General features: G+C 66.2%; 20 protein-coding genes. 6 read left to right on the top strand and 14 right to left on the bottom strand.

Translation table 11 applies throughout. The features are described from left to right. Window positions 1–7 precede the first annotated feature (7 nt). Window positions 8–1,066 (bottom strand): hypothetical protein, encoded by a 1,059-nt coding sequence (locus ABZ930_RS26765; protein ID WP_361552681.1) that lies wholly within the window; start codon window positions 1,064–1,066, stop codon window positions 8–10. Between the two features lie 215 nt (window positions 1,067–1,281). On the opposite strand from ABZ930_RS26765, the gene ABZ930_RS26760 reads away from it, so the two are divergent. Both ABZ930_RS26760 and ABZ930_RS26755 read left to right on the top strand, forming a co-directional pair. Continuing rightward, window positions 1,282–2,436, top strand: coding sequence for a hypothetical protein (locus tag ABZ930_RS26760; protein ID WP_361552678.1), 1,155 nt, complete (start codon window positions 1,282–1,284; stop codon window positions 2,434–2,436). Between the two features lie 449 nt (window positions 2,437–2,885). Beyond that, window positions 2,886–4,046 (top strand): site-specific integrase, encoded by a 1,161-nt coding sequence (locus ABZ930_RS26755; protein ID WP_361552675.1) that lies wholly within the window; start codon window positions 2,886–2,888, stop codon window positions 4,044–4,046. Between the two features lie 980 nt (window positions 4,047–5,026). Here ABZ930_RS26755 and ABZ930_RS26750 read toward each other — a convergent pair. Continuing rightward, entirely contained in the window at window positions 5,027–5,224 is a 198-nt protein-coding gene (locus ABZ930_RS26750; protein ID WP_361552672.1) for a hypothetical protein, read from the bottom strand. 741 nt (window positions 5,225–5,965) lie between these two features. Between ABZ930_RS26750 and ABZ930_RS26745 the strand changes: the two genes are divergently transcribed. Further along, window positions 5,966–7,741: a hypothetical protein gene (locus tag ABZ930_RS26745; RefSeq protein ID WP_361552669.1), complete on the top strand. Its 1,776-nt coding sequence runs from the start codon at window positions 5,966–5,968 to the stop codon at window positions 7,739–7,741. A gap of 363 nt (window positions 7,742–8,104) precedes the next feature. Here the strand turns inward: ABZ930_RS26745 and ABZ930_RS26740 are convergent, their stop codons facing one another. The 4 genes from ABZ930_RS26740 to ABZ930_RS26725 all read right to left on the bottom strand — a co-directional run bounded on the left by ABZ930_RS26740 (window position 8,105) and on the right by ABZ930_RS26725 (window position 15,021). Beyond that, entirely contained in the window at window positions 8,105–12,520 is a 4,416-nt protein-coding gene (locus tag ABZ930_RS26740) for a hypothetical protein (RefSeq protein WP_361552666.1), read from the bottom strand. 604 nt (window positions 12,521–13,124) lie between these two features. After that, entirely contained in the window at window positions 13,125–13,559 is a 435-nt protein-coding gene (locus ABZ930_RS26735) for a hypothetical protein (RefSeq protein WP_361552664.1), read from the bottom strand. 864 nt (window positions 13,560–14,423) lie between these two features. Then, window positions 14,424–14,567 carry a hypothetical protein gene (locus ABZ930_RS26730; protein WP_361552661.1) on the bottom strand — a complete coding sequence of 48 codons (144 nt, stop codon included), beginning with the start codon at window positions 14,565–14,567 and terminating at the stop codon, window positions 14,424–14,426. 34 nt (window positions 14,568–14,601) lie between these two features. Then, window positions 14,602–15,021 carry a hypothetical protein gene (locus ABZ930_RS26725; RefSeq protein WP_361552658.1) on the bottom strand — a complete coding sequence of 140 codons (420 nt, stop codon included), beginning with the start codon at window positions 15,019–15,021 and terminating at the stop codon, window positions 14,602–14,604. Between the two features lie 231 nt (window positions 15,022–15,252). Here ABZ930_RS26725 and ABZ930_RS26720 point away from each other — a divergent pair, with 231 nt between their 5' ends. Continuing rightward, window positions 15,253–16,065: a hypothetical protein gene (locus tag ABZ930_RS26720; protein WP_361552656.1), complete on the top strand. Its 813-nt coding sequence runs from the start codon at window positions 15,253–15,255 to the stop codon at window positions 16,063–16,065. 438 nt (window positions 16,066–16,503) lie between these two features. Here the strand turns inward: ABZ930_RS26720 and ABZ930_RS26715 are convergent, their stop codons facing one another. Continuing rightward, window positions 16,504–17,442, bottom strand: coding sequence for a LysR family transcriptional regulator (locus ABZ930_RS26715; RefSeq protein WP_361552653.1), 939 nt, complete (start codon window positions 17,440–17,442; stop codon window positions 16,504–16,506). Window positions 17,443–17,560: 118 nt separating this feature from the next. Between ABZ930_RS26715 and ABZ930_RS26710 the strand changes: the two genes are divergently transcribed. Continuing rightward, entirely contained in the window at window positions 17,561–18,235 is a 675-nt protein-coding gene (locus tag ABZ930_RS26710) for an NAD(P)H-dependent oxidoreductase (protein ID WP_361552651.1), read from the top strand. Between the two features lie 291 nt (window positions 18,236–18,526). On the opposite strand, the gene ABZ930_RS26705 is transcribed toward ABZ930_RS26710, so the two are convergent. Beyond that, entirely contained in the window at window positions 18,527–19,378 is an 852-nt protein-coding gene (locus ABZ930_RS26705) for an MBL fold metallo-hydrolase (protein ID WP_361552648.1), read from the bottom strand. A gap of 447 nt (window positions 19,379–19,825) precedes the next feature. Between ABZ930_RS26705 and ABZ930_RS26700 the strand changes: the two genes are divergently transcribed. Further along, window positions 19,826–20,182 (top strand): transposase, encoded by a 357-nt coding sequence (locus ABZ930_RS26700; RefSeq protein ID WP_361552708.1) that lies wholly within the window; start codon window positions 19,826–19,828, stop codon window positions 20,180–20,182. A 184-nt stretch (window positions 20,183–20,366) separates the two neighbouring features. Here the strand turns inward: ABZ930_RS26700 and ABZ930_RS26695 are convergent, their stop codons facing one another. The 6 genes from ABZ930_RS26695 to ABZ930_RS26670 form a co-directional block, all read right to left on the bottom strand. Beyond that, window positions 20,367–21,497, bottom strand: a complete 1,131-nt coding sequence (locus ABZ930_RS26695) for a HoxN/HupN/NixA family nickel/cobalt transporter (protein WP_361552645.1) — start codon at window positions 21,495–21,497, stop codon at window positions 20,367–20,369. Further along, window positions 21,484–21,927 carry a hypothetical protein gene (locus ABZ930_RS26690; RefSeq protein ID WP_361552642.1) on the bottom strand — a complete coding sequence of 148 codons (444 nt, stop codon included), beginning with the start codon at window positions 21,925–21,927 and terminating at the stop codon, window positions 21,484–21,486. The genes ABZ930_RS26695 and ABZ930_RS26690 overlap by 14 nt, the downstream gene beginning before the upstream one ends. A gap of 4 nt (window positions 21,928–21,931) precedes the next feature. Continuing rightward, window positions 21,932–22,726 carry an aquaporin gene (locus ABZ930_RS26685; RefSeq protein WP_361552639.1) on the bottom strand — a complete coding sequence of 265 codons (795 nt, stop codon included), beginning with the start codon at window positions 22,724–22,726 and terminating at the stop codon, window positions 21,932–21,934. 107 nt (window positions 22,727–22,833) lie between these two features. After that, window positions 22,834–23,517, bottom strand: a complete 684-nt coding sequence (nthA, locus tag ABZ930_RS26680; protein ID WP_361552636.1) for a nitrile hydratase subunit alpha — start codon at window positions 23,515–23,517, stop codon at window positions 22,834–22,836. After that, window positions 23,514–23,825, bottom strand: coding sequence for an SH3-like domain-containing protein (locus tag ABZ930_RS26675; protein ID WP_361552634.1), 312 nt, complete (start codon window positions 23,823–23,825; stop codon window positions 23,514–23,516). Before ABZ930_RS26675 ends, nthA begins: the two co-directional genes overlap by 4 nt. Beyond that, window positions 23,822–24,157, bottom strand: a complete 336-nt coding sequence (locus ABZ930_RS26670; RefSeq protein ID WP_361552631.1) for a nitrile hydratase — start codon at window positions 24,155–24,157, stop codon at window positions 23,822–23,824. The genes ABZ930_RS26675 and ABZ930_RS26670 overlap by 4 nt, the downstream gene beginning before the upstream one ends. Window positions 24,158–24,344: the final 187 nt, after the last annotated feature.

Genomic DNA, 24,344 nt, shown 5'->3' with positions numbered 1-24,344 from the left:
ATGCCAGCTACGCCACGTGGAGATCCTCCTCCCACGTTTCGTCGGTGCAATCGCCCGCGGATACGTCGGCCAGCTCCGTAGTGGGGTCCCAAGCAGCCACGACGGAGAAGGTGCCATTGACCACGGCATCGCCTTGTAGGTCGTCCGTTCCCTCTCCGTCCGGAGCCACCCGCACCACGGACGCTGTGAAAACACCCTCGAAGGTGCCGTTGAAGGTGAACTCGATGCCGTCGGCGGAGCCGCGATAGTCGACGGAGTCGACGTCAATCCTGAGGTAGTCGAGGGTGGGCGGCCCCGCTGTGATGGGATCACTCGATTCGATGGCCTCGAACCCGGCCGTCACTCGGTTGCGTAGCTCGTCGGTTAGCTGCACGACCGGGGCCTGGAGCAGGTCCGCCAGCTCTGTGTCGCAATCCTCTTCCAGCGTAGACACCGCAGAGCGGCCCCGCGCGTCCAGAGTTACATCAACCCGTTGGTAATCCCCCGTCTCTTCGCAGACGGCCACCTCTACCTCGCGGAAGGACTGGTGGTCGACGAGTAGTTGCGGATCCATCACTGCCAGAAGCCGAACGACCGCGGGGGCCACCTCCAGAAACTCCTGTCGTAGGTCCGAGTCACTGAAATCCGCCGTGACAGCTTCCAGTAGATGGGCAGCCACCTTGCCGGAGCGCCCAAGCCTCTGAACGCGATCGATGACCTTGGCCCGGTGTTCCGCCGCCCTGTCGAGGCGGTCCGTCACACTAGCGGCGTGGTAGGTGCGGTTTCTCTTGCCGTCCGGCCCGTTGCACTCCACACATGCGGGCCCGAGGTTCTGCGGATCGTTGAGGTCAAAGTCATGCGGCAGACCGTGCGTGTGCTTGAGGGATCGCAGTTCGGGTTCACCGACATCCTTGGGGATGATGTGGTCGATCTGGATGGAGCTGAACACCGTCGGCTTGGTGCACCAATAGCACTTCGATCCCCAGGCTTCCCAAAGCGCCAGGCGCAACTCCCTGTTTCCTCCCTTTCTGTACCGGACGTCGCGGACCTCTGTGTGCCCCATGGCCTCCCTCGATCTGCCTGCCACGCGTATGCATCGTTGTATCGCAAGCGATGGGGGTGCGCTGCCCGGTCCGCCGGAACGAAGTGAGCCGACCTGTGGCTACGGTCTCTTGCGGTGCCGGGCCAGGCTCGCGGGGTGCTCGTTCCGGACCGGGTCTCGCCGAGAATCAGTCACGCTGTTCCCAACAACTGCCCCTCCGCCTGGCCCGGTGCTGCAAAGCTGACGGGGTGAAGTATGTCGTGACTGTAGACACCCAGACCGCCGAAGACTCCCCGGAGATGGACGAGTTGCAGCGGGTCGGGGCCATCGCGCTCCTGGAGCAAGGATTCGACGCGGTGGAGGGCATCGAGGGCCCGGACGGGATGAAGGTGGACGTCGTCGACAGCCTCGTCGCCGTCCACCCCGGCGGGGCGCTGCTGAAGGTCTTCGCGCACGCCCCCACGCTGGAGATCGCCGAGGAAGCCACCCGCGCCCTCATCGAAGAGCTCCTGGAACGTACGGAGTTGCTGGCCGAGTGGACCGTCGAGAAGTGCGAGGTTCAGCTCCACCCGGAACTCGCCCAGGAAAGCCTGGACGCCGCAACGGGCCCGGAAGCCCCCGCCGCCGACCCAGCGACGCGACGCGCCCACCTGGCCCAGACAGCCCCCACGTCCCCGCCGAGTGAGGCCGAGATCGCCGCGGATTCCGCGAAGACCCGCCGCCAGATGCTGTCCCTCGCACCCCAGCTCAAAGCCTTCGGACCGCAGATGTTCGGCGTGGTCACCGAAGAGGACAGGAAAGATGAGGAAGTCGGCGACTATGAGGGCACCGCGGAGGAAGACGCACAACTGGCCGCCGGCGCCCTGATCTGGGCCACAGACGTGATGATCGACCAGCTGTTCATGGACGTCCACACCCTCACCGAAGGGGACACCAACGTCGCCGAGTGCGAGGACGTACTTTGGCACCTGGAGGACCTGCCCCGCCGCTACGCCCTGCGCTACGACGAACAGTTCGCCCGCGGTTTCCTGGTCACCGTGATCGCCATGACCACCCGGTTCACGCAGGGCACCTTCATCCAGCTGAGCTGTGTCGCAGAGGAACTGGCGCTGCGGCTCCTGCTGAATGAGGCGAAGGTCTGTCTGGAGACCTTCGGCCTGCTCGATGACGGTGTCGGGCAGGCCCTCGACTGCTTCGCCGACCTCGTGTACGAGGACATGGACCATGAATGGCTGTACGACGACGCCGCCGACGGCATCGAGGACAGCCCCGTCGGCGAGATGTTGAGGATCGCACCCATGGGGCTCGGTGACTGGTTCAAGTCCTTCAACGACGGCCGCTACGTACACCCCTACGCGATGGACACTCTGGCCGAGGCCGACGACCAAGTCAGCGGCGAGCAGAAGTTCAGCTGAACATCAGCCCTTGAATACCATTCTGATCCGCATGTCATGCCCCGGACCTGGCGCCACGAACGCCTCAACCACACCCTCATCTGGCGCGAGCCCCACCTGAATCACGGTCCGCCCGGCTCGATCCGCACTACGCCTACCATTGGCCCACCAAGCAATGCGTCAGACAACGCTTCTGCGTGTATCCCGACCCCCGACCTTGCCCTGCCGAAAACTCATCCGTCCTGGTGGGGCCAGTGTGCGGGGTCTGGATGGTGGCAGCTGTGGCTGATGGCGCCGGGGCATGATGATCCACCATGCGGCTGCGACTGGCCCACTCGGCTGTGGCGCGAACGCTTTGGAGCTAGTGCAGACTTAGGTGACACGGGTGGGGCACGGGGTCTGAGGGCCGGTGTGGTCATCAAGGTCGAGATGCAGGTGCCGCATCACGGCACTGCACCCACGCTGCGTCCATGACCTCACCTCTCCAGCCACCGCGCCGACCAAGACCGACGACGCCCGAACCAGCCCTCTCCCAGCCGCCGCCTCCCGGCCAGCGTCCCGCCGGCTCGCTGCCGGATCTCGCCGCCGCCCTGCTGTCCGCGCTCACGGAACTCGCACACCGCCCCACACCCCACCTGCTCGACGCACCCACCGTCGCGGGCTACGGAGCCCGCGTCATGAACCTCGCCCTCGCCGGCCTGCAGCCCACCGCCCGCGGCGCCTACCTCGCCGGCTGGCACCAACGCATCCTGCCCACCCTCGGCGCCCTCCCCATCGACCGCCTCACCCCCGGCACCATCGACCGCGCCATCCACGCCTGGGCCGAGGCCGGACACCACCACTCCGCGATCAAGAACACCCTGGCCATGCTCGCCCGCATCACCCGCCAGGCCACCCGCGACGGCTGGCTCACCCAACCCCCAGCTCCCCTCAAGGGCTGGCAGCGCCTCTACCTCAACGACCGGGACACGGAAACCGAACCACGTGGCCTGGCGCTGCCCAACTTCACCACACTCCTGGAACTCGCCGAGGCCCTCACCAAGGCCGCCCACCAGCACTATCCCGGCTGGGGCCACGCCGTCATCTTCGCCGCCTGCACCGGCGCCCGCATCGGCGAAATCTCCGGCGTCCGAGTCCGCGACATCAACACCCGCCACTGGCTCTGGAACGCCCGACGACAGACCACACCGGCACCCGGAGGCCTCATCGACAAGGCCACCAAGAGCCACCGCGCCCGACTCGTCCCCATCATCGAACCCATCCGTCCCCTCCTGACGGCCCGCATCACCGCCGTGAGCAGCGCACCCGACGCCCGCCTGTTCACCGGGCCGCAAGGTGGCCGCATCACCACCGCAGGCCTACGACGCGCCACCCGCTGGGACGACGTCACCCACCACCTCGGCCTCAGCCACCTGCGCCGCCACGACCTCCGCCACACCTCCCTGACATGGATGGCCGACGCCGGCGTCCCCCTCCACGTCCTCCAGCAAATCGCCGGACACCGCAGCATCACCACAACCCAGCGCTACCTCCACCCCAGCATCCGCCACCTCACCACCGCCGGACAGACCCTCACCGACTACCTCAACGGCAACTGCCAACCCATCCCCGGGATCCCACAGCACTGGTAGACCCGCGCACCACGAACACCACACCCCGAAATCGAAAGCGAAAATCGCACGCCTTGGAGCATAAAGACCGAAAACACCTTTACCAATCGGAATTCGCTCCCAGAAATGGGGCAATTCCATGCCTCAAGGGCGCCACCCGCTCCTAGCCGACCGGCCGCTCAGGCCTGTACGCGGTCGTAAGCGTCCATTCGCCGCCTCGCGTCCCCTTCCCTGCCAGACAAGGTGACCATCGAACAGGTCTCACTCCCAACCACCCCGGTGACCTGTAGAAACGATGTGCCACACCCCAGCCTGGCGCCGCGCATGTTCGATTCTGGGAGCGCCTATCCGTTAAGGGGAATTCGGCCGGTCAAACGGCTAACGGCCGGTTCGAGTAACCTCGAACCGGCCGCTGACCTGCATATTTAACCGACTAAAATAGTCGGGACGACAGGATTTGAACCTGCGACTCCTTGACCCCCAGCAGTGCGGTCGCTCCCAGGCGAGTTATTGAATTCTGCTGTGCGCCGTTGCGAGATACTCGCGGCGCCTTAGCGGCAGTTCACGGAACCACGTGCCCGGTATTCATGGTTCGACGCTCTCTCCGGAGGCTGCTGGCCACTTCCTACGGTACGCGCCTTTAACGAGCCGTCAATTCTCGTCTCGTTCCGCAGGCGCCATGACCTGTCGACCGGCATCGCATTCACGAAGAGCCGTTGACGTAGGCCAGGTGCTGTAACCTGACGCTGCCAGCAGTAGGACGCCCTTGAGCCCCATTGCCTCTACTGGCCACACCGTCGGCGCAGGCATCACGCCCGCCACTGTCACTCAGACCTGGAGCAGCCCCATCCGCAAGCCGTGGCTTGAGTTGGTCTGCTCGCGGCCGCAACGGCCGGCGGAAGTTCGTGAAAGCCCCCGTGGGCAACAGCGTCCGCCGATCTGCTGAGGTCTGCGCATCCACGGCGATCATCCGCTAACGATCGTCCAGAGATTGACGGGTCTCAAGTGAGGAGGGTGGTGATGGCCGCGGCCACTGTGATGGTGAGGGTGATGACGGCGGCAAAGGCGGTGGCGGCGCGGGTGAGAGCCGTGGGGTAGGTGGCGCCGTCGAGCCGGGCGAGCTTAGCCGCAGCGGCTGCGGTCAGCAGGGCGACGATGGTGATGAGTGCGGTGGCGAGGAGAAGGTCAGCGATAGTCACGGCAAGCTCCCGATGACGGTGGTGGGTTGAAGTGATCGAAAGTCGCGGAATCGGCGTGCGCCATGGTTCGCCAGGCCGAAGATGAACACTGGCGAACACACCACCAGGGGGAGAAGAGGCGTGCAGGAGGACTTGGATGGCCAGGTCTTGGCGGGGGCCGAGCTGCGTAGTCGCTTGGCCGACGCACTCGCTGCGGCTGGGCTGAACAAGACGCAGCTCGCCACTCGGGCGGAACTGGGGCGTACGGCAGTGTCGGCGGCGTTCTCGCCCCGGGGGGACGTTCCGTCCGCGCGTACCGTGGCCGCGCTGGCCCGTGTGCTGAAGCTGCCCGTGAACGAGCTGCTTGAGTTGCAGCGGCTAGCGACCGAGGTACCAGGGGCGGACAGTTGTGCGGGGCGGGTACCGGGCAGGCCGATTAGGGCGTGGAAGCCGCACGATCTGGAGGTGCACCCTGCGGGGCCCAGCAGAACCCCCGCGGATACCGGTGCATTGGCAGGCCGAATACTGCCCGGGTACGTACCCAGAGAGCATGACCGGATACTGGGCACCGCAGTGCAGAATGCGGCGGCCGGGCGGAGTGGAATGGTCGTGCTGGTCGGTGGCTCCTCAACCGGGAAGACAAGGGCGTGCTGGGAGGCCGTTCAGCCGCTCGCATCGCTGGGGTGGCGGCTGTGGCACCCTTTCGACCCGACCCGCACACAAGCAGTACTCAAGGAGCTGCACCGTGTCGGACCTCGGACAGTGGTGTGGCTGAACGAGGCCCAGCACTACCTCGGCGACCCCAATGTCGGCGAACAGATCACCGCCGCGGTGTACCGGCTCCTCACCGACACTGGACGAGGCCCGGTGCTCGTACTGGGCACGCTCTGGCACGAATACGCCCACCAGTACACCGCCCTACCCATACCAGGCGAGCCTGACCCGTACAGTCGGGTCCGGGAACTCCTCGCCGGGCGGACCCTGGCCGTCCCCGACAGCTTCGACGCCGCTGCGCTGGCCGCCGCAACCGCGCTGGCCGAAGCCGGCGACCATCTCCTCGCCGACGCCCTCGCCCGGGCCGGTGACGGACGAGTGGCCCAGGACCTGGCCGGGGCCCCGGAACTTTTGCGCCGCTATCAGCTGGCCACCCCTCCCGCCCGAGCACTCCTGGAGGCCGCGATCGACGCACGCCGCCTCGGCGTGAGCCTCCACCTCTCCCAGACCTTCCTGACCGACGCCGCGACCGACTACCTCACCGACACTGACTACGACGAGCTCACTGCCGACTGGACCGAGCGCGCCTTCGCCGAACTCGCCCAGCCCGTCCACGGCAAACAAGCCCCCCTCCGCCACGCCACCCCCCGGCCTCCCAGGCGCCCTCCCGCACCGGCCAAAGGCACCGCAAGCACACCAACAGGCCCAGGTCCGATGTTCCGTCTGGCCGATTACCTCGAACAGCATGGCCGCCACGCTCGTAGACGGCTCTGCCCTCCCGCATCCTTCTGGCATGCCGCCCACACCCACCTCACCCACCCCGACGACCTAACCAACCTCGCCGAAGCCGCCGAAGACCGTTACCGCCTCCAATGGGCCCACCACCTGTTTCATCGCGCCGCAGAACACCGCAGCACGCGTGCCCTGTTCCGCCTGGCGAGGCAGCAGCAGGAAGAAGCCGGCAACTGGGACGGCGCTGAAGTCCTTTACCGCCAGGCCTTCGGCCTTGGTGACACCAGCCCTCTCGAGGGCTGGCCGGACTTCCTGGTCAAACAGCAAAGGGCGCGCATCTTGGAGCGCACCGGAGACGGAAAGGCCGCCGCTGCTATCTGGGACGAGTTGGCCGAGAGGGGATTCGAGGACGCCTACAACCACATTGGTCAGCGGCATGAGGAGGACGGACGCCGGGCTGACGCCGAGCGCTTCTACCGGCTCGGCGCCGAAGCCGGCGATCCGGACGCCATGCAGAGACTTGTGTTCCTGCTGGCCGAAGACAAGTATTTCAAGGAAGCCGCCGAATGGACCGATCGCATCGCGGAAATCGGCGACATCTACGCGTACCCCCGGCTTGCCCATCGCTATGAGACGGCAGGCAACCTGACCAATGCCAAGGCCTACTTCCGAAAGGCCATCGACGCCGGGATGCTCGAAGACTACGGCGACCTCGTCCGCCTTCATTTTCAGGAAGGTGACAACGTGGAGGCCATGCGGATCCACAAGGAAAGCGTCGCGGCAGGGTGGACCCGCGTACCCATGCTGGTCGCAGAGGACTCAAGCAACCACGCCCAGGCCGATGAGTACGCCTTCACTGCGGTCGACCACGGAACAGTGCAGCCGCTTCGAGAGCTGCTCTTCCGGCGGCTTCAGCAGGGCAGCGCTCATGCCGGGCCCCTTGCCCGCAAAGCGATCGACGCGGGCCTCGCCCGGATCGTCCTCGGCATCGGGGGCGACAGCGACTCGGAGCATCCCCAGGCCAACGCCGTGCTCCAGGAGGTCCTTTCGGACGCTGACGATATCGACACCCCTGACCCAGAACTCTGGTGACCGATCCCAGCACTGGTTGGCAACCTGCATGGGGCGCCAGCCGACGACGCGTATCGGGGCTGGCAGACAAATGGCTGCAGAAGAAAACCACAAGAAAATGCCCTCCGCTCGAGACACGGGCACTGCGACTGCCGACGATGTAATCCATCCAGTTCAGGAATCTGCTCGGTGGTGCGGCAGGATGAGCACTCGTGCTGCCTCGTCTCGAATACCTGACCGTCATCAACCTGTTCACCGCGCGCGGTTCCTGCCGATGAGAGACCGCGACACCGTTGGTGACCGTTCACTCCTATTCAGGGGGCACCGCTGCAATCCACGCGTGCAGCCTTTGATACGCATCACCCTCGAATAGGGCACATTTGTTCAACGCTCATACTCCAAAGCAGCGTTCAGGCTGTAGGCACCCACCTCGGCGAGCTTGTCGATGATGTCCAGGCAGCGGCCTCGTTGGGCTTTCTGGCTTTGACGGTACAGGCGAAGGACAACCAAGACCAAGTAATGACCGTCTGCTGCACGATGCGTCCTGACGTCTCCAAGGTCGCGGCCTGCGTGTTGAACGATGCTCTCGCAGGCGTCCACTGCGAGTGCAGGAAGAGGCCCGGAGTGGCCGTGAAGAGCCCAGACTAGATGTTCGAGGTGGTCGGAGAAGGCCTTGCTGCCGAGGAAGTCTTGGATGAGTTCATCTGCCTGCGCGGGAAAGAGGTCGAAGACCTGCCGCATTGCTTGGGATGCGTTCTCTCGCACTTCCGCATCTGTGTCGTCGAAGAGTGGTACGAGATGCGGGTAGTGGCTGATATTGGCAGCGAGGACGGCTGCTGCGCCACGACGGGCTGGCGCATTGAGCTCGCTTGCAGTCTGGGGAAGATCAGGAGTGAGGGAACCCTGGATAGCGCTGACGGCCCATGTCTGGCCTGCGAGTTCGGCTGTCGCTCCTGTGGCTGTAAGAGCCCGCGCGAGGTGAGACGCGAAGCGGGCAGGATCACGGATCAGGGCGCTGATCAACAGCCGCTGGGTAGTGGGAGCGTTGTGAACGTTGACGTCCTGGTGATCCAAGAGTATTTCGGCGGTGTCGAGTGCGGTTTGCTGATCGTGGTTCATCAGGGCTAGCACGGCTTCGGCAGCGCAGGCTCGGACAGCGAGCATCTGATCGTTGGCCAGTCGGTTGACCAGCGTTGTCAGTTCTTGCAGTTGCTGGTTGTCGTGGAAGAGCAGGGCGGCGACGGTGAGTGCTGCTTGGCCTCGGGTGACGTTCATGCCGGCGGTCAACAGTTCTGCGCCGTTGTCGGCTGCAGCATCGGTGTCCTGGGCGGGGTCGGCGTCGGTGGTGTAGCTGTCGAGTACCGGAAGCGCTGCATTGGTGAACTTCTGGGGAGTGGTCTGCAAGGCATGGCAGATCGTGGTCGCGGCGGCGGTGCCGAGCGTTTGGTGAGTGTGGAGGGCCAACTGTTGCCAGCGGTCGGGATCCAGGTATGGCGTAACTGCTTGCACGATCGCGCACAGATAGGCCGCCGGTGAACTCGTGCCCAGGGAAAGCGCAAAGCTACTGAACCGCTCCGGATCCTGCTCAGCACGCCTTCCCAGGGTTTGTGCGAGCTCGTGGGCGCCTCCCTGAAACGACCAGCCTCGTTCTCGCTCAGGGTTGGCGTATTTTTGCAGAGCTTGATGCCACTGAGCATCCGTCATGTGTACGGCGGCCTGGTCGCTGATCGGCGAGCCGACGAACTCGGCCGTGATGGGCGTCGGCGGCGAGGGGTACTGGTTCGGGAACTTGCGCTCCCATTCCGCGAGCCGACCGTTGACCGTACCGCTGCGACGGGCGGGTTCCACTGCGGAGAGCAACTGGTATTGGGCCCAGCCCCACAAGCTGCGCTGCCCCTTTTCACGTTTGCGTTCCCACGCCGGGTAGTAACCGAGCAACTGTGTGGTCAGATGGGCCAGCTTCTCCTCCGCACAGTGGGGGGTGGCTGCCTCAATGAGTTCGCGTGAGGCCCAGCGCGGACTGTCCAGCCAGCCCAAGCGCAAATTGTGCTCATCGCTCAGCAACCAGGTGAGCGCCTCATCGGCGGCGTCCATAACTGTGTAGGTGCGGCAGGCGAGGAATCGCAGCTCTTGAACTGGAGACGCGGTCAGTTGCTGGAGAGCGCTGGTAGCCGCGGTCGGGGAGGCCGTGGCGAGTGAGCGTAGGGCCGCCTCAAGGCCAACCAGAAGTGCGGCGTCGACGCCGCGTCCGCCAACGTGACGGTAGGCCCAACGCCCTCCAGGGGCTCGAATTTCGTCGCCCTGTGTGCTGCTGGACGTTGCCACATCGATGACGAAGGGCAGGACCTCGTCTACGTAGGCCTCAGGTTCGGCTTCCGCAATGCGGGAGAGGATCGTGTCGGCGACCTGGGACTGCGTGGCCATGTGGTCGGACGCGAACGGATCGCGGGATCCATCGGCATGTGCCCGGGCAAGATGACGGCGGAGGTACGCACCGACAAGGCAGGCCGCCGAAGCAGGCGCGGTCTCGGACAGGCTGTACAGGAGGGACCAAAAGTCGCTGTTTATAGCGATCGCCCCGCGGGCCTCGTCAGCATGGCCGTTCTCGATGAGGTTGGCAGCAAGGTCGACCAGGTCCGGAGTGAGGGCCCATTCAACGAGCCCTAGGAGTCGCTGCCCCCACTGTGGTGTGGTGCCTACGTACGGCCGCACCAGCTCCGCTACCCGCCGAGGCCGGTGTCGGGCGGCGACCAGCAGCTCTCGGAATGCCGCATCGGTGGTCTGCGGCGTGCTTAGCCAGCGTTCCCACTTTTGATCTCGGTCAGCCGCGTCGAACCATTGCGGTTGCGCAAGCAGACCGCGGACCTTAATGGCCACGCGGGCCTGGCCCCAGGCGACAGATTCGAGAGCCAGCCAATCGGCCGGGGTGGCATCGATTTGCCCCAAGACAGTGATGATCACGTCATGCAGGTGCGGCCGGATCCGGCTGGAAGTCAGAAGCTGGGCCGCCACTCTGCGGAAGCGTTCGGGGTGCGTGCCGGCGAGGTGCTCAAGGATCTGACGGGTCTGTGCCCGTCGGAAGAGGTGCTGGCCGGACTCGGCAAGGAAGTCATGGATGTCTGTGCCGGTGGAGATGAAAGAGCGGGCGAAGAGGAAGTCGAAGTACGTCTCGTGGAAGAAACCGATCTGGTCCCCGTCGCGCACCAGAACCCCGTGTGACTCCAGAGTCCTGACCTGTTGGCGGGCGAAGCCGTCGAGGAGAGCCACCGGTGCCTGCAGTGCTTCGCGTTCACTCATGGCCGCGCACAAGAGACCCGTGATTCCGGACCACTCCAACGCGGCGATCTCTCGCTCTACTGCCTCGCGGAGCTCGTCCGTGTAGCACGCGTACAGCTGCTGCAAAGTGCGGTAGGGCACCGTGCGCGCGGAGGGAGACAGGCGGTCGAAAACGGACAGGTGCAAGGGAGTGCGTAGCAGTTCCAGGGTGATGGGGCCCAGTCTGTCGGGATCCGTGCCGCCAGCGGACAGGACCGTGCGCACGGCGTCGATGTCCAGGACACCGAGGGGGAAGCGGGCTGCCCGGGCGCCTTCGGTGACCAGTCTGGACAGTCTCCGGTCATTGTCGATGTCGATCGTGCGGGCCACCAGGAGCACTTTGACGTTCGGGGCGACTATCAGCTGCGTCAACACGTCTTCTACAGCCTCGTAGGCGTCTGACATCCTGCCGTTGTAGGTGCTGACCGCGTCCAGCTGATCAATCACCAGCAATGCTGGCCCATCGGCAGCAACCCCGGCCAGCAGCACTGCCGGGGAGTCCGGCAGCGTCATAGCGGCACCCAGACTCACGGCTGTTTGAACACTTGCGTCGACGGCGTCCATGCGGACAGCGGCCGCCGGCCACCCCTGCTCGGTCCACCGCGCCAAGGCGTCGGCAGCGACTGCCGACTTGCCCAAGCCAGCGCCGCCCTCACAGACCACGATCTGCGGGCCGTCCTGAAGCCTCAGACGCTCGTACAGCTCCTGGGTGTGCCGTCTGGCGGCCATGCCGACTCCAGGCTGGCCCCGCTGCACACGTCGAACGAAGCGCTCGACGGTACCGGCCAAAGCCGAAAGTGTTCCAGTGTCACCGGCTAGCAGCCTAGGGCGCACGCCCGGCAGGTTCAGCAGATGGTTACGAATCTGCGACCCGGTCAGGCGTTGATGAGGTCGCTCGTCGAGATAGCCGCTGAGTTGTTGGACGATGGCTTCCGGATCTCCGACAAACAGCAGTTCGTAGGTGGACACGACCAGTCGGCGCAGTGCTTCTGGTGAAATGTGCTCCACGTGCACGGCCTGCAGGTACCGCCAGCCGACCTCCCGGTCGATCTGCTTCCCGTCCACTTCCCAGTTCGCGAGCACGGAGGCGAACTGGGGGACCTGGGCCTTGGTGATGATTCCCTCGAACTCGGCCAGCGTCTCGGCGGCCCGCGCCCGCTCAGCGAGGTCATCCAGCTCAGGCGCCCCCGTGGACAAGACAAGGCGTATCTTTTTGTCTTCCGCAAGGTGCCCCGCGACCGCCTTGAGAATTTTCCCCACTGCCGTCAGCGTCCACGCGCCCTTTGAGGGGACGTCCTTCACCTGTTCACACCAGGTGCCGTCCGGTTCCTTTAGTTCGAACTCGATCCCGGCGCCCGCTGGCCCCGGAGGCTCCAACCGGATCCACGACGCCTGTCCTCGCACAAGCTCTGCCGCACGCAGTGCGGTCCACCAGTCCTCGTACCGGTTACCTGCCTTGTCCGCAGCACCACCCGGCAGTCCCATCCAGCTCACTCCCCAGGACACAATCAGGGCCCCCTCAGAGCCCGCGTCGCGACCCTACTTCAAGCCACCGACAAACAACTCATGACAATCCATGAGCGCTCGAGCCATCAAGGCATCAGGGATAGGCGGAGGTAGCCGCGGAGCGCGGGCTGCAGCGTCGGCCGCCGCGGTGGCGGGGCAGGAACAGGTGGCGGCCTTGGCTGTGCGGCATTCGGGGCAGCAACAGGACCATGCCGGTAGGTCGTCGCGGTGCCGCGGTCAAGGTAAAGATCGCGTCCTGCGGTCCGGGAAGATCCATGGCGTGAGCCCAGCTCGGAGTGCAAGTGCCACGCGGGAGGCCAGGGGCTGCATGTTCGCGCATCAGGCTCAGCGCCTCGATGGGCCCCTCGATCCTCGCGGCACGCCGCAGGAGATCGGCCACGTGCTACGTGAGCCATGTCAGGTCCCCGGACACCGGACGGCCCGCAGACGGCGGGACCTTGACGACGTGAGCCGCCAAGTCGGCGACTCGCTGGGCGTCACATGAAGATCTCCTGCCCGCCAGCAACCGTCCGGGCGAGAAAGGCGCTGGTAGCGATCGGGCTGCTCGTCATGGTCGGCGTCCTCACTTCTCATTGCTGTCGGAGGTGTTGCCGAGCGCCGCGATGAAGGCGCGCACCGTCGCCTCGTCGCGGATGCGGTAGCCCTGCACCCTCCCCGATCCCGGGCCGAGCGCGATGATCGGCGACTTGATGCCGCTGTCCCACCAGCCCTCGTTGACACCGCGCTTGAGGATGCGGGTGAACGCTCCAGCGTGGCCTCGGAGGCTGCTGTCGTCATTGTCGCGGAGTTCGCCGGCGGAGACTGTGCCGTCGACTCCGGCGAGGGCCGCACGGAGGATGCGCCGCGCTTTGGGGGGCAGGGCGTCGTGGAAGAGGCGGGCGCGGTCGGTGTTCCATCCGGGGTCGTGGCGGAGGGATGCACGGTGCTTGTCGAGGAGGGCGAGCAAGTCACGCTCGAACTCGGGGGTTGGATCTTTCACGTGGACAGCGATCTCCATACAGCGTTCCCGTTTCATTAGACGCGAGTAGAGCCGTATAGACCGTACCGCTCCCCACGGCCCGCCAGCAAAGGTTTATCCGCGTCTACTTAAACGAACGGAGGGGTGAGTGCCCCTGCTCCCCCATAAGCTCACATACCGCTGACCATCCGGATAACCTCAAGCTCCGCGAGCGCAAGGGGAGCGCATCCAGGAGGGGAAGATCAGCATGCAAAATCCAGACGCCATGCTGTTCGACTGCCCGGAGTATGGCGCCAAGACGAAGGCCAACTCCCTTACAGAGATCCTCTATTCGCATCAGCCCGACGGCCGGCTGACCGCCTGCAGAGCGTCTGGCAATGTTGTGTTTGCGGGTCGCAGAGGCAAGCCGCTGACGCTGCCGCCACTACGGGAGAATGCTTAGGCAAAAGCGGAGCCGCGCCACCCCGCAGGCACCGAGCGATCGACGAGCGTGCGCGCGTTACCCGGTGGGCTGCCTTCACTGAGCCCACGCCGGTAGGCCGCACTGCCCCCATCGACGTTGCCCTTGCCGAATACCTCATCCACACAGGTGGAAGCGGTTTTCCATGGCGCCAGCCGCGGTCGCTCGAGTCAGCGCTCTCACGCGGCTCGCAGTGGGCGCGGCATGATGATCGACTGTGCTACTGCGACTGGCCTACCTCAGCGTGACGAACGCGTTCGCTATGCTGCGCCTGCGGTACTGCATCCGTTTCAGTCGCGTCTTCACCAACGCGGTGGGCTGGCCGAGGCCGTGTTTGGTGAGGTTGGCCAGCGATCTCTTCAGGTGTGACCACACGCCCTCGACCAGGTTGACTCGGGAGCGTACGGCGGCAGCTGGTACACGGTCAGCCAGAAGGGCAGGGGTCACCGCTGCTGCTGCGGCGTCAGGAGGATCATGCCGTCAGGAACCTTGTGCTCCTCCCACTCCGCCTCGAGGGTCTCCGCGTCGCGGTTGTCCGGATCCAGCGGTTCCCCCCAGTCCTCGGGCGCCGGGTCGTCAGGGCTCACCGGGGCGGTCTGCAGCCACAGCAGCTCGTCCAGGTCAGTGTCCTCCGGGCCGACCGCAGCGTACTGGGCCTCGAACTCGACGCCCTCCTCGCCGTAGTGGCCGAATCGACCTCTTGGTGCTCGTCGTCGAAGCCGTCGCGGTCGGTGCCCCAGCACGCATGCCGCGCGTCGGTGCACGTGCCGCTGTGGCAGCCGCAGCCGGGGCAGTTCGGCACAGCATCGCGAGAGTCCAGCCGCAGGCCCGGCACAGGATCGTGTGGTGCGGGTCGCCGTCGAGATAGGCCAACGCGGCCTCTGCCGTGCGCAGATGGTCCTGGGCGATGAGGACCGTGGTCACCTGGAGGCGCAGCCCGGCGTCGGCGATGGCGAGCACCTCGATGGCGGCGTGCCGTTTGATGCCCGCGGCCTTCTGCAGCCGGGCGAGGTCGGTCTTGCGGCCGTGGTTGCGTGTCACGTAGCTCTCCCTGGGGCGTGCGATCCCACGACTCACCGCGCGGAGGCGTCAGCGTGAACGGTGCAGCAGATGGTGCGGCCGATGCGCGATGCACCTGCGGACGACGACAACCGATCATGGGTCGGTGCCGGCCGGGCCGTACCTGGCCCACCCCGTTCCGGAGGACCGGGGCAGACGCAGTGTATGCCAATACCCATGCGCGCGGCTCGACTTGGAGGGCAGGATGTGCCGGTGGAATGGATCACCAAGAACCCGGACGCGTTCGCTGCTTTCGTCGCGGCCCTCGCCATTGTCGGCGGCCTCCTTGGGAGCTACATCGGCGCCAAGGTCCAGGCGAGCAGTGGGCGTGTCCAGGCAAAGGCCGCCACCGACGCTGCCCGCATCACCGTCGACCATCAGCACCTAGCCGCGTTCCACGTCGACCGCAGGCTGATCCTCGCGACCTTCCTGCACCGTGCCGAGGCCGTCCGGCTGGCGCTGGTCGAGGTCTGGGACGACGAACACCGGGACGCGGATGCAGAGTGGGCCAACCTGTACGCGACGCAGGCCGAGCTGGAACTCATCGCACCCCACGGGGTCGTGGACGCGGCGCTGGATCTGCGCATCGCACTCGACGTGATCGAGGAGTTCGTCGAGGGACACGGGCCGATGAACCGCTTCCTGAACACCGTCACCGGGGCAGCGCCTGTCTTCCAGAGCCCGGAAGCCCAGACGGCTCACCAGGCCGTGCAGATGGTGGCCAGCATGCGCCGAGGTGTCAGGGAGATACCCGACGCGCTGAACCCGGCCGCGCTGGCACGAGCCCGCAACGAGGCATACGACGCTCTGGAAGCGCTCAACGCCGACATCACCCCCGAGGACATCGTGCGCCTGCTGGACGACGTGGAGGAACGTTCCCAGCTCGACCTGGGGCTACCGGAGGGGACCGCGGACCTTGAACGGGCGCGGGCCGCCCTCGTCCGGGCCGGACGCGCCATGCTGGGATCCGACCTGCCGGCACACGGGCAACCCGACCAGCCTAGTGGCGTGGCTCCCCGCCACTAGAGGCAATGCCGTTGCGTTAGGTGCGATCTTGGAGTGCCACCCAGACAGCGAGGCTGAGCCACCGGCTGGCGCCGGTCTCAGCCGTCGCTGGGGCCGCTCGCGGCACGGTGGGCCATGCCCCGTCGAGGTGCCGCGACCAAGATCGCCCGTAACGCAACGGCATTGCCACTAGAGGGTGTCTGAGATGCCCAAGGCCCCACCGAATGCTCCACGGCACTGCCCCGCCGCGCACCGTCCCCAAACCGATCGCGGACCCGAGCCAGCTCACCCACCTAGCCATCCGCCGCCGTGACCGCCTCGAAGGCATCGTCCACGAATACCACCGCTCAGCGGCCTGACCTGGACGGACAGGGTTATCGGCACACAGGACTGATGGTGGTGTTCTTCACTGGGGGCGCAAACATCGCCCGGTCTGGTTCGCCGGGCGGCATCAGATAGTCATCCGGAGCTTTCGGAGTGGCCAGGGTGCGCCAGGTGCCCAGCCGCCTCACGCAGGGACGACAGCAGCGCGGCGGTTGGAGGGCTATTGAGGACACCCTCCCTGACGACAAGCGTGATACGGCGAGTCAGGCGGTGGCCTCGCAGAGCGAGGCGTACGACAGGGTGGTTTGGCCGGTCGGGGACGAGGTCAGGGACGAGTGCGACACCCCAGCCTAGGGAGACAAGACCGAGGACCGCTTGCAAGTCACCGGTATCGCAGACCACCTCGGGTTGAAACCCGGCACCAGCACACAGGTGTAGGCCCAACCTGCCCAGGTCGGTGGCGCGATCCAGCAGCCACTCGGAGTCAGAGAACTCCTCCACAGTGCGAGACTCCCCACTAGCCGCGAACGGATGCCCCGGTGCAACGGCCAGCCGGATGTCGTCGCTGATCAACTCCTCCTCGTGCAGACCGGTTCGGCGTTCTGTGGGAACGTACGTGTAACGGGCGGCGAGTGCGACGTCGAGCCTGCCAAGTCGGACGTCGTCCCGTCCACCGTCTGAGGTCACGCCGTGCAAGGTGATCCGCAGTTTTGGGTACTCGGTGCGCAGCCGGGTCGCTGCTGGGGCGACGAGGGCCGGCCCTTCGTGCAGCGGAACGCCAACCCGCAGGTCACCGGTCACCTCACCTTCCTGTGAGTGCAACTCAACCTCAGCTGTCTCCAGTTGAGCAATGACGCGCTCGGCGTGCCGGACCAGTAGGTGTCCCGCGGCAGTGAGCCCGGCGCGCTGGCCGTCGCGGGTCAGCAGAGTCCTCCCGGTCTCCTCCTCCAGGACGGACAACTGCTGGGAGACGGCGGAGCGGGTGTAATTGAGGGCCTGCGCGGCGGCGGCGATGGAACCCCGCGCCTCCACCTCACGCAGCAGCAAGAGCCTTCGGACGTTCAGCACCGTCACTTTTCCTAACGTGTCAGCCCAAGTATCGTCACGCCAATTTACGTGAAATGTAGCCCGTGCCGTCATTCAATGGATGCAGAACCGCATTGCCGATCAGCCCACCGGAAAGGCGCCAACTATGCCCAACCTTCTGCATCTTGATTCCAGCCCACGCCCTGACTCGGTTTCCCGACGGCTCTCCGCTGAGTTCGCCGCCGCCTGGCGCAAGGCCAACCCCGAGGGGACGTACGTATACCGCGATCTTGCCGCCGTCCATGTGCCACACATCGACGCCGCACAGATCGCCGTCATGCACCGCCTGGAGACAGAGGGCGTCCGAGATCTGGCCATGGCCCGGGAGTCGGCCCTCACTTCCGAGGAGGCGGCGAGCTGGTCAGTGACCTGGCCGCTGGTTGAGGAACTCCTTGCTGCCGACGCCATCGTGCTCGGCGTGCCGATGTACAACTTCTCTGTCCCGTCAACCTTCAAGGCATGGTTCGACCGGATCCTGATAGCACCATTGATCGTAGACCCGGAAACCGGCCGGGGACCTCTGTCCGGCAAGAAGGTCATCGTGGCCTCCGCGCGCGGGGGTGCCTACGGTCCCGGTACTCCACGTCACGACTCCGATCATCAGGAGCGTTACCTGCGGGCCGCTCTCGGCATGGTGGGTCTGACCGACGACCTGACATTCCTGCACGCGGAGATGACGAAGGCGGTCCACGTGCCCCGGCTCGCACAGTTCAAGGACATGGCGGCCGCCTCGTACGAGGCGGCAATGGACGGCGCCCGCACCCTGGCCACTCGCGACTAGCAAAGCACTCGGCGAGGCTGTTGACATCGCGGCATGACGACGACGTGCACAGTCACCGGCGCCCACCCAACGGTTGGGCGGGCGTCGGTGCCGGATGCCCAACCCGGTCGCGCGGCGCCGGCGGGTGCGTCGCGAACCGCGCAGTGCCGGGTCCGTGGCCAGCAGTGTCGGCGGAGTCCCGCCAGTTGTGCACGGTCGGATCACTGAGGCACTCGCCCCCGCTGCTTCCATCCGTGAAGCCCACCGTCCGCCGGAGGTCCAGACAGATGCGGAAAACAGGGGCCGCGTCCGTCACTCTGACCAGCGGCCCACAGCGGTCAGCCACGCGATGCCCGGGTTCAGCCATGCCGGGAACCTTCGCACCATCGTCTCGAAGTACTCCATCCTGCTGGTGGCGACGGCGAGAGCCTCCGCGGCCGCGTGGAGGTAGTCGCGAGTGTCGCCGATGATGGACGCCGGGTCGCCCCGGTCGGGATTCTTGTGTCCGGCCACGACGGTGGTCGGGCCGACCGCGGCCACGGCGTCGATCGCGTGGAGCCAGCTGTCGATGCCGTGCTCGCCGGCTTCGGACAGATATTGGTGCACCTGGTTGTAGATAACGTCGCCGCTGATGACGAGGTCCAACGACGGCACGTGCAGGAACGTCGTGTGCTCGGTATCGGTATGCCCGGCGGCGTGGGGGACGAGTGACTGCCCGTCGATCTCCAGGCCGTCTTCCGGGACCGCCTCAGCAATGACCGGGGTGTCGCCGATCAGACCGGGAAACGCCGCTGTCCAGAACGGATTCGGCTGACCGCCGGGGGTGGTGCGCTCCATCTCCGCGACCGTCTCGGCTGTCGCCCACACCTGAGCGTCCGGGAACTGTTCGCGTACGGGCGCGGTCGCGTACCAGTGGTCGCCGTGCGCATGCGTGACGTAGATGCCAGTAATCGTACGGTTGAAGCCGGCGGCCCACTTCGCGACGGCGGCCCCCTGCTCCGCTGTCAGCCCCGGGTCGACCAGTATGGCCTCGTGGGAGCCGTAAACGAGCGTCGTGGACAGCGGGGACCACAGCATGGGGCCCCCGTCGGGACGCGGGGGCAGGGCGGCCGACGCCAAAGGCTGCATCGGGCTGACGTGTACGGCATAGGCCAAGGACGTCATCGTGATTCCTCTCAACTGGTCAGATGGGGCGAACGACATACCGCCATGCCCGGGTACGCAGCCCGACATGTGCCGAGTTCCTGCCGTACAGCGGTCATGTGCTGTGGGGTTTGGGACAATGGCCAGCACATCTGCTCGCTCCGTCGCGAGTCGTCCACGACTCGTCCGGCTCATCCTGCCGCCCTACGGCCTGCGCCACAGGCCGCAATGACGGGAACGGACCGTTGGGGCAACTCTGCTGCCCTGTCACCCGACATCTCGGCGCGCAGGAAACCCTGCACGTCAGTCATCTGAGAGATGCGACACAAAACCCCCAAAGAGAACATAAGAGCTCTCAACGTGATCTTGCTTATACGGCCTGGTTGGCCGTGACCGGGATGATGAATCGGACGTTCGATTCGTGTGACAACTCGGCCGTGGATGGTAGAGGACGACTCGTGAGCACGGATCGAACCGCTCCTTCCACCGTGGCCAGAGCGGTCGTCGGGGCCGAAGCCGGTGGATGACCGGCTGTGTCTGCAGGGCATCATGTATGTCCTGCACCAGGACACTGCCTGGCAACTCCTGCCTCTGACCATGGGGTTTGGCTCCGGACGGACCTGTTGGCGCCGTCTGGACAGCTGGCAGAAGGCCAGCATCTCCCAGCAATTGCACCGCATCCTGCTCGCCTTGCCGAACGAGGCCGGCGAACTCGACTGGCCCCGTGCGTGCGTGGACGGCTCTCACATCCGCGTGACACAGAGGGAACCGCAACGGGCCCATCGCCGGTCGACCAGCGGAAGACGGGCAGCAAACACCACCTGATCTGCGACGGGGCATCACACGGGTACGTGTGCTGCCCCGCCCATGGCAAGCCGATCAACCTGGCCGACCTCGCCCGCCCTTACTCGACTCTCCCGCAAAGAAGGCTCCCCCACACCCACGTTCGCGGCCTTCGACTCCGCCCCGACGGTGTTGTCTCCCCCTCCGCCGACGGCCCGGTAGCGCGTCACACCTCCGGGTCGGCCGAAGCGGCCATGGTCCGGCTCGTGTTGAAGACGGAGACGTTGCCCGCCGGAACCGCGTGGGCTCGTGGCCGGGCGACGGTCTTCCAGTGAAGGAAGGAGCTGAGCCAGGTCGTGAGGAAGAGACCACCAATGAGGTAGCCGACGGTGTTGAGGTCGATGTTGAGCAGCCATGGCAGCGCCCTGCCCACTGCCGGCACACTGCCGCTCACCAAGGTCACCAGGTTCACAGCCGCCACCAGCAGGGCCGCGGCTGCCGAGAGGCCTGTGGTGGTGAGGTTGTAGTGGATCCGTCGCAGAGGGTGGACGAAGGCCCATCGGTACGCGGCCGACATGAAGGCACCATCGAGGGTGTCGAACAGCGTCATCCCACAGGTGAAGAGCAACGGCAGAAGCATCAGTGCGTACCACGGGGCGCCGGACGTGGCACCCGCGCCGGACAGGACGAGCAGGGACACCTCGGTGGCCGTATCGAAGCCGAGACCGAAAAGCAGGCCCAGGGGGAACAGGTGCCAGGGGCGCGTCGTCGACGAGGTCAGACGGCGCAAGAGACGAGAGAGCAGACCACGGCCGTCCAGCACTTGGTCCAGTCGCTCCGCGTCGTGGACTCCCCTGCGCGCGGACCGGTACAGGGCCGCGATGCGACGCAGGGCCACCAGATTGAGGACGCCCAGCAGCAACAGGAACGCCGCGGAGACAGACGTACCGAGCACCGCCAGGATCCGGTGGGTGGCGGAGGAGTCGTCGGTCAGCCGAGACGCCAGGCGGGCTCCGAGGGCGGTGAGGAGGCTCAGCAACACGACGACCGAGGAGTGTCCCAGAGCGAACCAGAATCCGAGATGGGCCGACGGCCGCCCCTCGGTCAGGAACCGACGAGTGGTGTTGTCGATGGCGGCGATGTGGTCGGCGTCGAAGGCGTGCCGGACGCCGAGCATGTATGCCGTGAGCCCGAGGCCAGTACCGAAGACTTGGGTGCCGACCGAGATGTGGCGTCCGGACACCGCACCGGCCAGCAGCGTGAAGGCGCCGAGAGTGACGGCCACGACGGCCGAGACCAGAAGGATCGTGCGGCGGTTGGCCCGGAGGAAGCCGCCAGCCGTGTCAGCCCGTGGCATGGGGCCCCCACGGCTGAACCTGAATCGAGTAGGACGCACCCAGCCGTTTGGCCCGGAATCCCAGTGCCCGCACGGTGTCCAGCAGCGCACAGGACATGAGTCCCTCGACTTCGGTGACACTTGGGTCCAGTGGGATGTAGGCCGATTCGTGGGGAGCCCAGCTGAGAAGGAGGGAACCCGGCCCGTAATGGTCGGGGCAGGGGCGGATCTCCACTCCCCCGGTCATGGGTCTGCCGGTCGCGGTGGCGGCCTGTATGCCGAAGCCCGCGCGCAGCAGAGCGTGGACGAGTTCGGACGCCAGTTCCACATCGTGGAGGCCCAGCGTGCCGATGACGGATCGTGCCTTTCGGCGCAGGTTCTCGTCGGCATGGTCCGCCGCGCCCGCCGGAGCGGGTGTGGTCGGCACAACGTCGTACGGGGTGTGAGGCATGTGATCACCGAGGGGAAGAGTGGAGGCGGCGCCGCGAGCGCGGCGAGAGCAAGTGGTAGCGGGGGATGTCGTCAGCGCAGCAGACCCTGTGAGTCCACGCTCTGCGGACACCTAGGAGAGCCAGCGCGCCGGCGGCCACCACGGCCGCGGCCAGGGGCGCCAGCATGTACGCCCAGAACAGGTGGTAATCGCCCGACACGACATGGGGACCGAAGTTGCGGGCCGGGTTGAAGCTCGCTCCGGTCCGGGAGCCGGTGAACGTGATCAGTACCGCGATGACGACGGCGAGTACCCAAGGTGTCGACCGTGGCCGGGGCCGGTTCGTCATGGCGGCCAGGACCCACAGGAGGGCGGCAGTGCTGAGGAGTTCGCCGAGTACGACCACCCCGGGGCTGTCCCAGCCGGCGCCGGGCTGGATCAGCCCGTCGTTCACCACGGTTTCCCGGTCGCCCAACAGCGCTCTGGCGAGCAGGACTCCGAGGACGGAGCCGGCCAGCTGGAAGGCGACATAGGCGATCAGGTCGGTGACGCTGAGTACTCCTCGGAGGGTCATGAAGAGGCTGATCGCCGGGTTGAGGTGGGCGCCTGACTCCTTGCCGGGCGAGGTGAGGGAGAAGATCGCCACGGCGCCGCCGACCGAGGCGCCCACGACGGCCAGGCGCGCGAGGAGCGGCCACGACGACAGATAGACGCCGTCGGCCCGCATCGTGAAGGCGACCGCGGTAAGGGCGGCGAGGACGAGCCAGGCCGCGCCCAGCGCTTCCGCGAGATATGAGGACAGCGGCCGGCCGCGGACCACCCACCGCGCGGTGCCGGCCGACGGCTCGGGCCGTCCGGCGACAGGCGCGATGGGCGGATCCGGTCTCCCTGCCGCCGAGGGGCCGTCCGGCTGTCGGCGGAACCCGGTCACGGCAAGCGAGGCGTGGTCACGCCGATCATGGTGTCCCGGGTGACGAGGGCGGCGAGTTCCGGCTCACTCATGCCGTCGGTTCCGGCGGGACGCATGGGAAGGACCAGATAGCGCATGTTCGCGTTGCTGTCGTGGACGCGGATGGTTACGTCCTGCGGTACCTCGGTGCCGAACTCGGCTAGCAGCGCGCGTGGTTCGCGCACGGCCCGGGCCCGGTAGGGGCGGCTCTTGTACCAGTCCGGCGGGAGTCCCAGTACGGGGCGCGGGTAACACGAGCAGAGTGTGCACACCACGAGGTTGTGCACCTCGGGTGTCTGTTCCAGCACGATCAGCTTGGTGCCGTCGTAGTTGTCGATGCCGAACTCCTCTATGGCGGCCGTACCGTCGGCCAGCAGGCGCTTTTTGAAGTCCGGATTGGTCCAGGCCCGGGCGACCAGCGCCGAACCGAGCGCGGGCCGGTGCGCGTCGAGTGTCTCGACCATGGCGCGCACCTCGTCCGCGGTGATCAGGCCCTTGTCCACGAGGAGTTCGCGGATGGCCTGTTGCAGGACGTCGAAGTAGTCGGGTGCCTCGGTGCCCGTCTCTATGGGGGCATGCGGGTCCGGCGTGCCGGTGCCACCGTGGGTGTGGTCGCCGTGGTCGACGACGGTGTTCTCGCGGGCGTTCGTCACGAACGTCACCGTCCTTCCGTGTCGCTGTGGTCTCCGACCTGTTCCAGCCAGTGCTCGTAGATCTCGAGTTCCAGGACGTCGTCCGCCTGCCCGTCGTAGTCGGGCCAGAGCGCCGACTGCTTGATGCGCACCCGGTACAGGCGGGTCTCACTGCCTTCGTTGACGCCGTAGGCCTCCCGCTCGGGGTCGAGGAAGCGGGGCAGGACGCGCTCGATCCGGCCTTCCTTGCCACGGGCGTAGACCGGGGTTCGGACATGGCCGGGGGCGTCGCGGTCGGCGATGCGGACTTTCTGGTTCAGGACGAAGCGGGTGCTCATACGGCGGCCTCCGTCAGCCGGGCCCGGATCTCGTTCATCTTGGTGCCGAGTTCCTCCGAGGTGATGACACCCTTCTCGATCAGCACCTTGGACGCCGATACGGCCCACCTTTCGTAGTAGGTGAGTTCGCCGATGATCTCCGCTCCGAGGTCCTCCACTCCGCGCCGCTTCTCCTCAGTGTTGACAAGCTTGTGCGCGGCCAGAACATTGAGCAGCGCGTGGCAGCTCTTCTCGAAGGGCGTCATCTCGTGGTCCGACGGGACCACCGGTCCGGCCGGCAGTCCGCCGAGGTCGTGCGCGGGGCGCACGATCATGTCGCGTTTGGTGGCCACTACTCCTCCTGGGCTGAGCTGTTGAGGATTCCGTGCGGGGCACGCGTATTCCGTCGCGTATCCCCGCAAATAGCCTGCGCCAGAGCCTGAAAGAGGGCATCGGTCAAACGACCACCTGTTGCCGCGACGCTGTCTTGAGACACATGCAGGGGAGAAAAGTGCGCTCTCCGACATCCCCTCTCCCGCC

It is taken from the genome of Streptomyces sp. NPDC046716 (assembly GCF_040645755.1).
GTDB lineage: Bacteria > Actinomycetota > Actinomycetes > Streptomycetales > Streptomycetaceae > Streptomyces.
The sequence above is the reverse complement of the archived record's forward strand: the minus strand, read 5'-3'. Positions and strand labels throughout refer to the sequence as shown.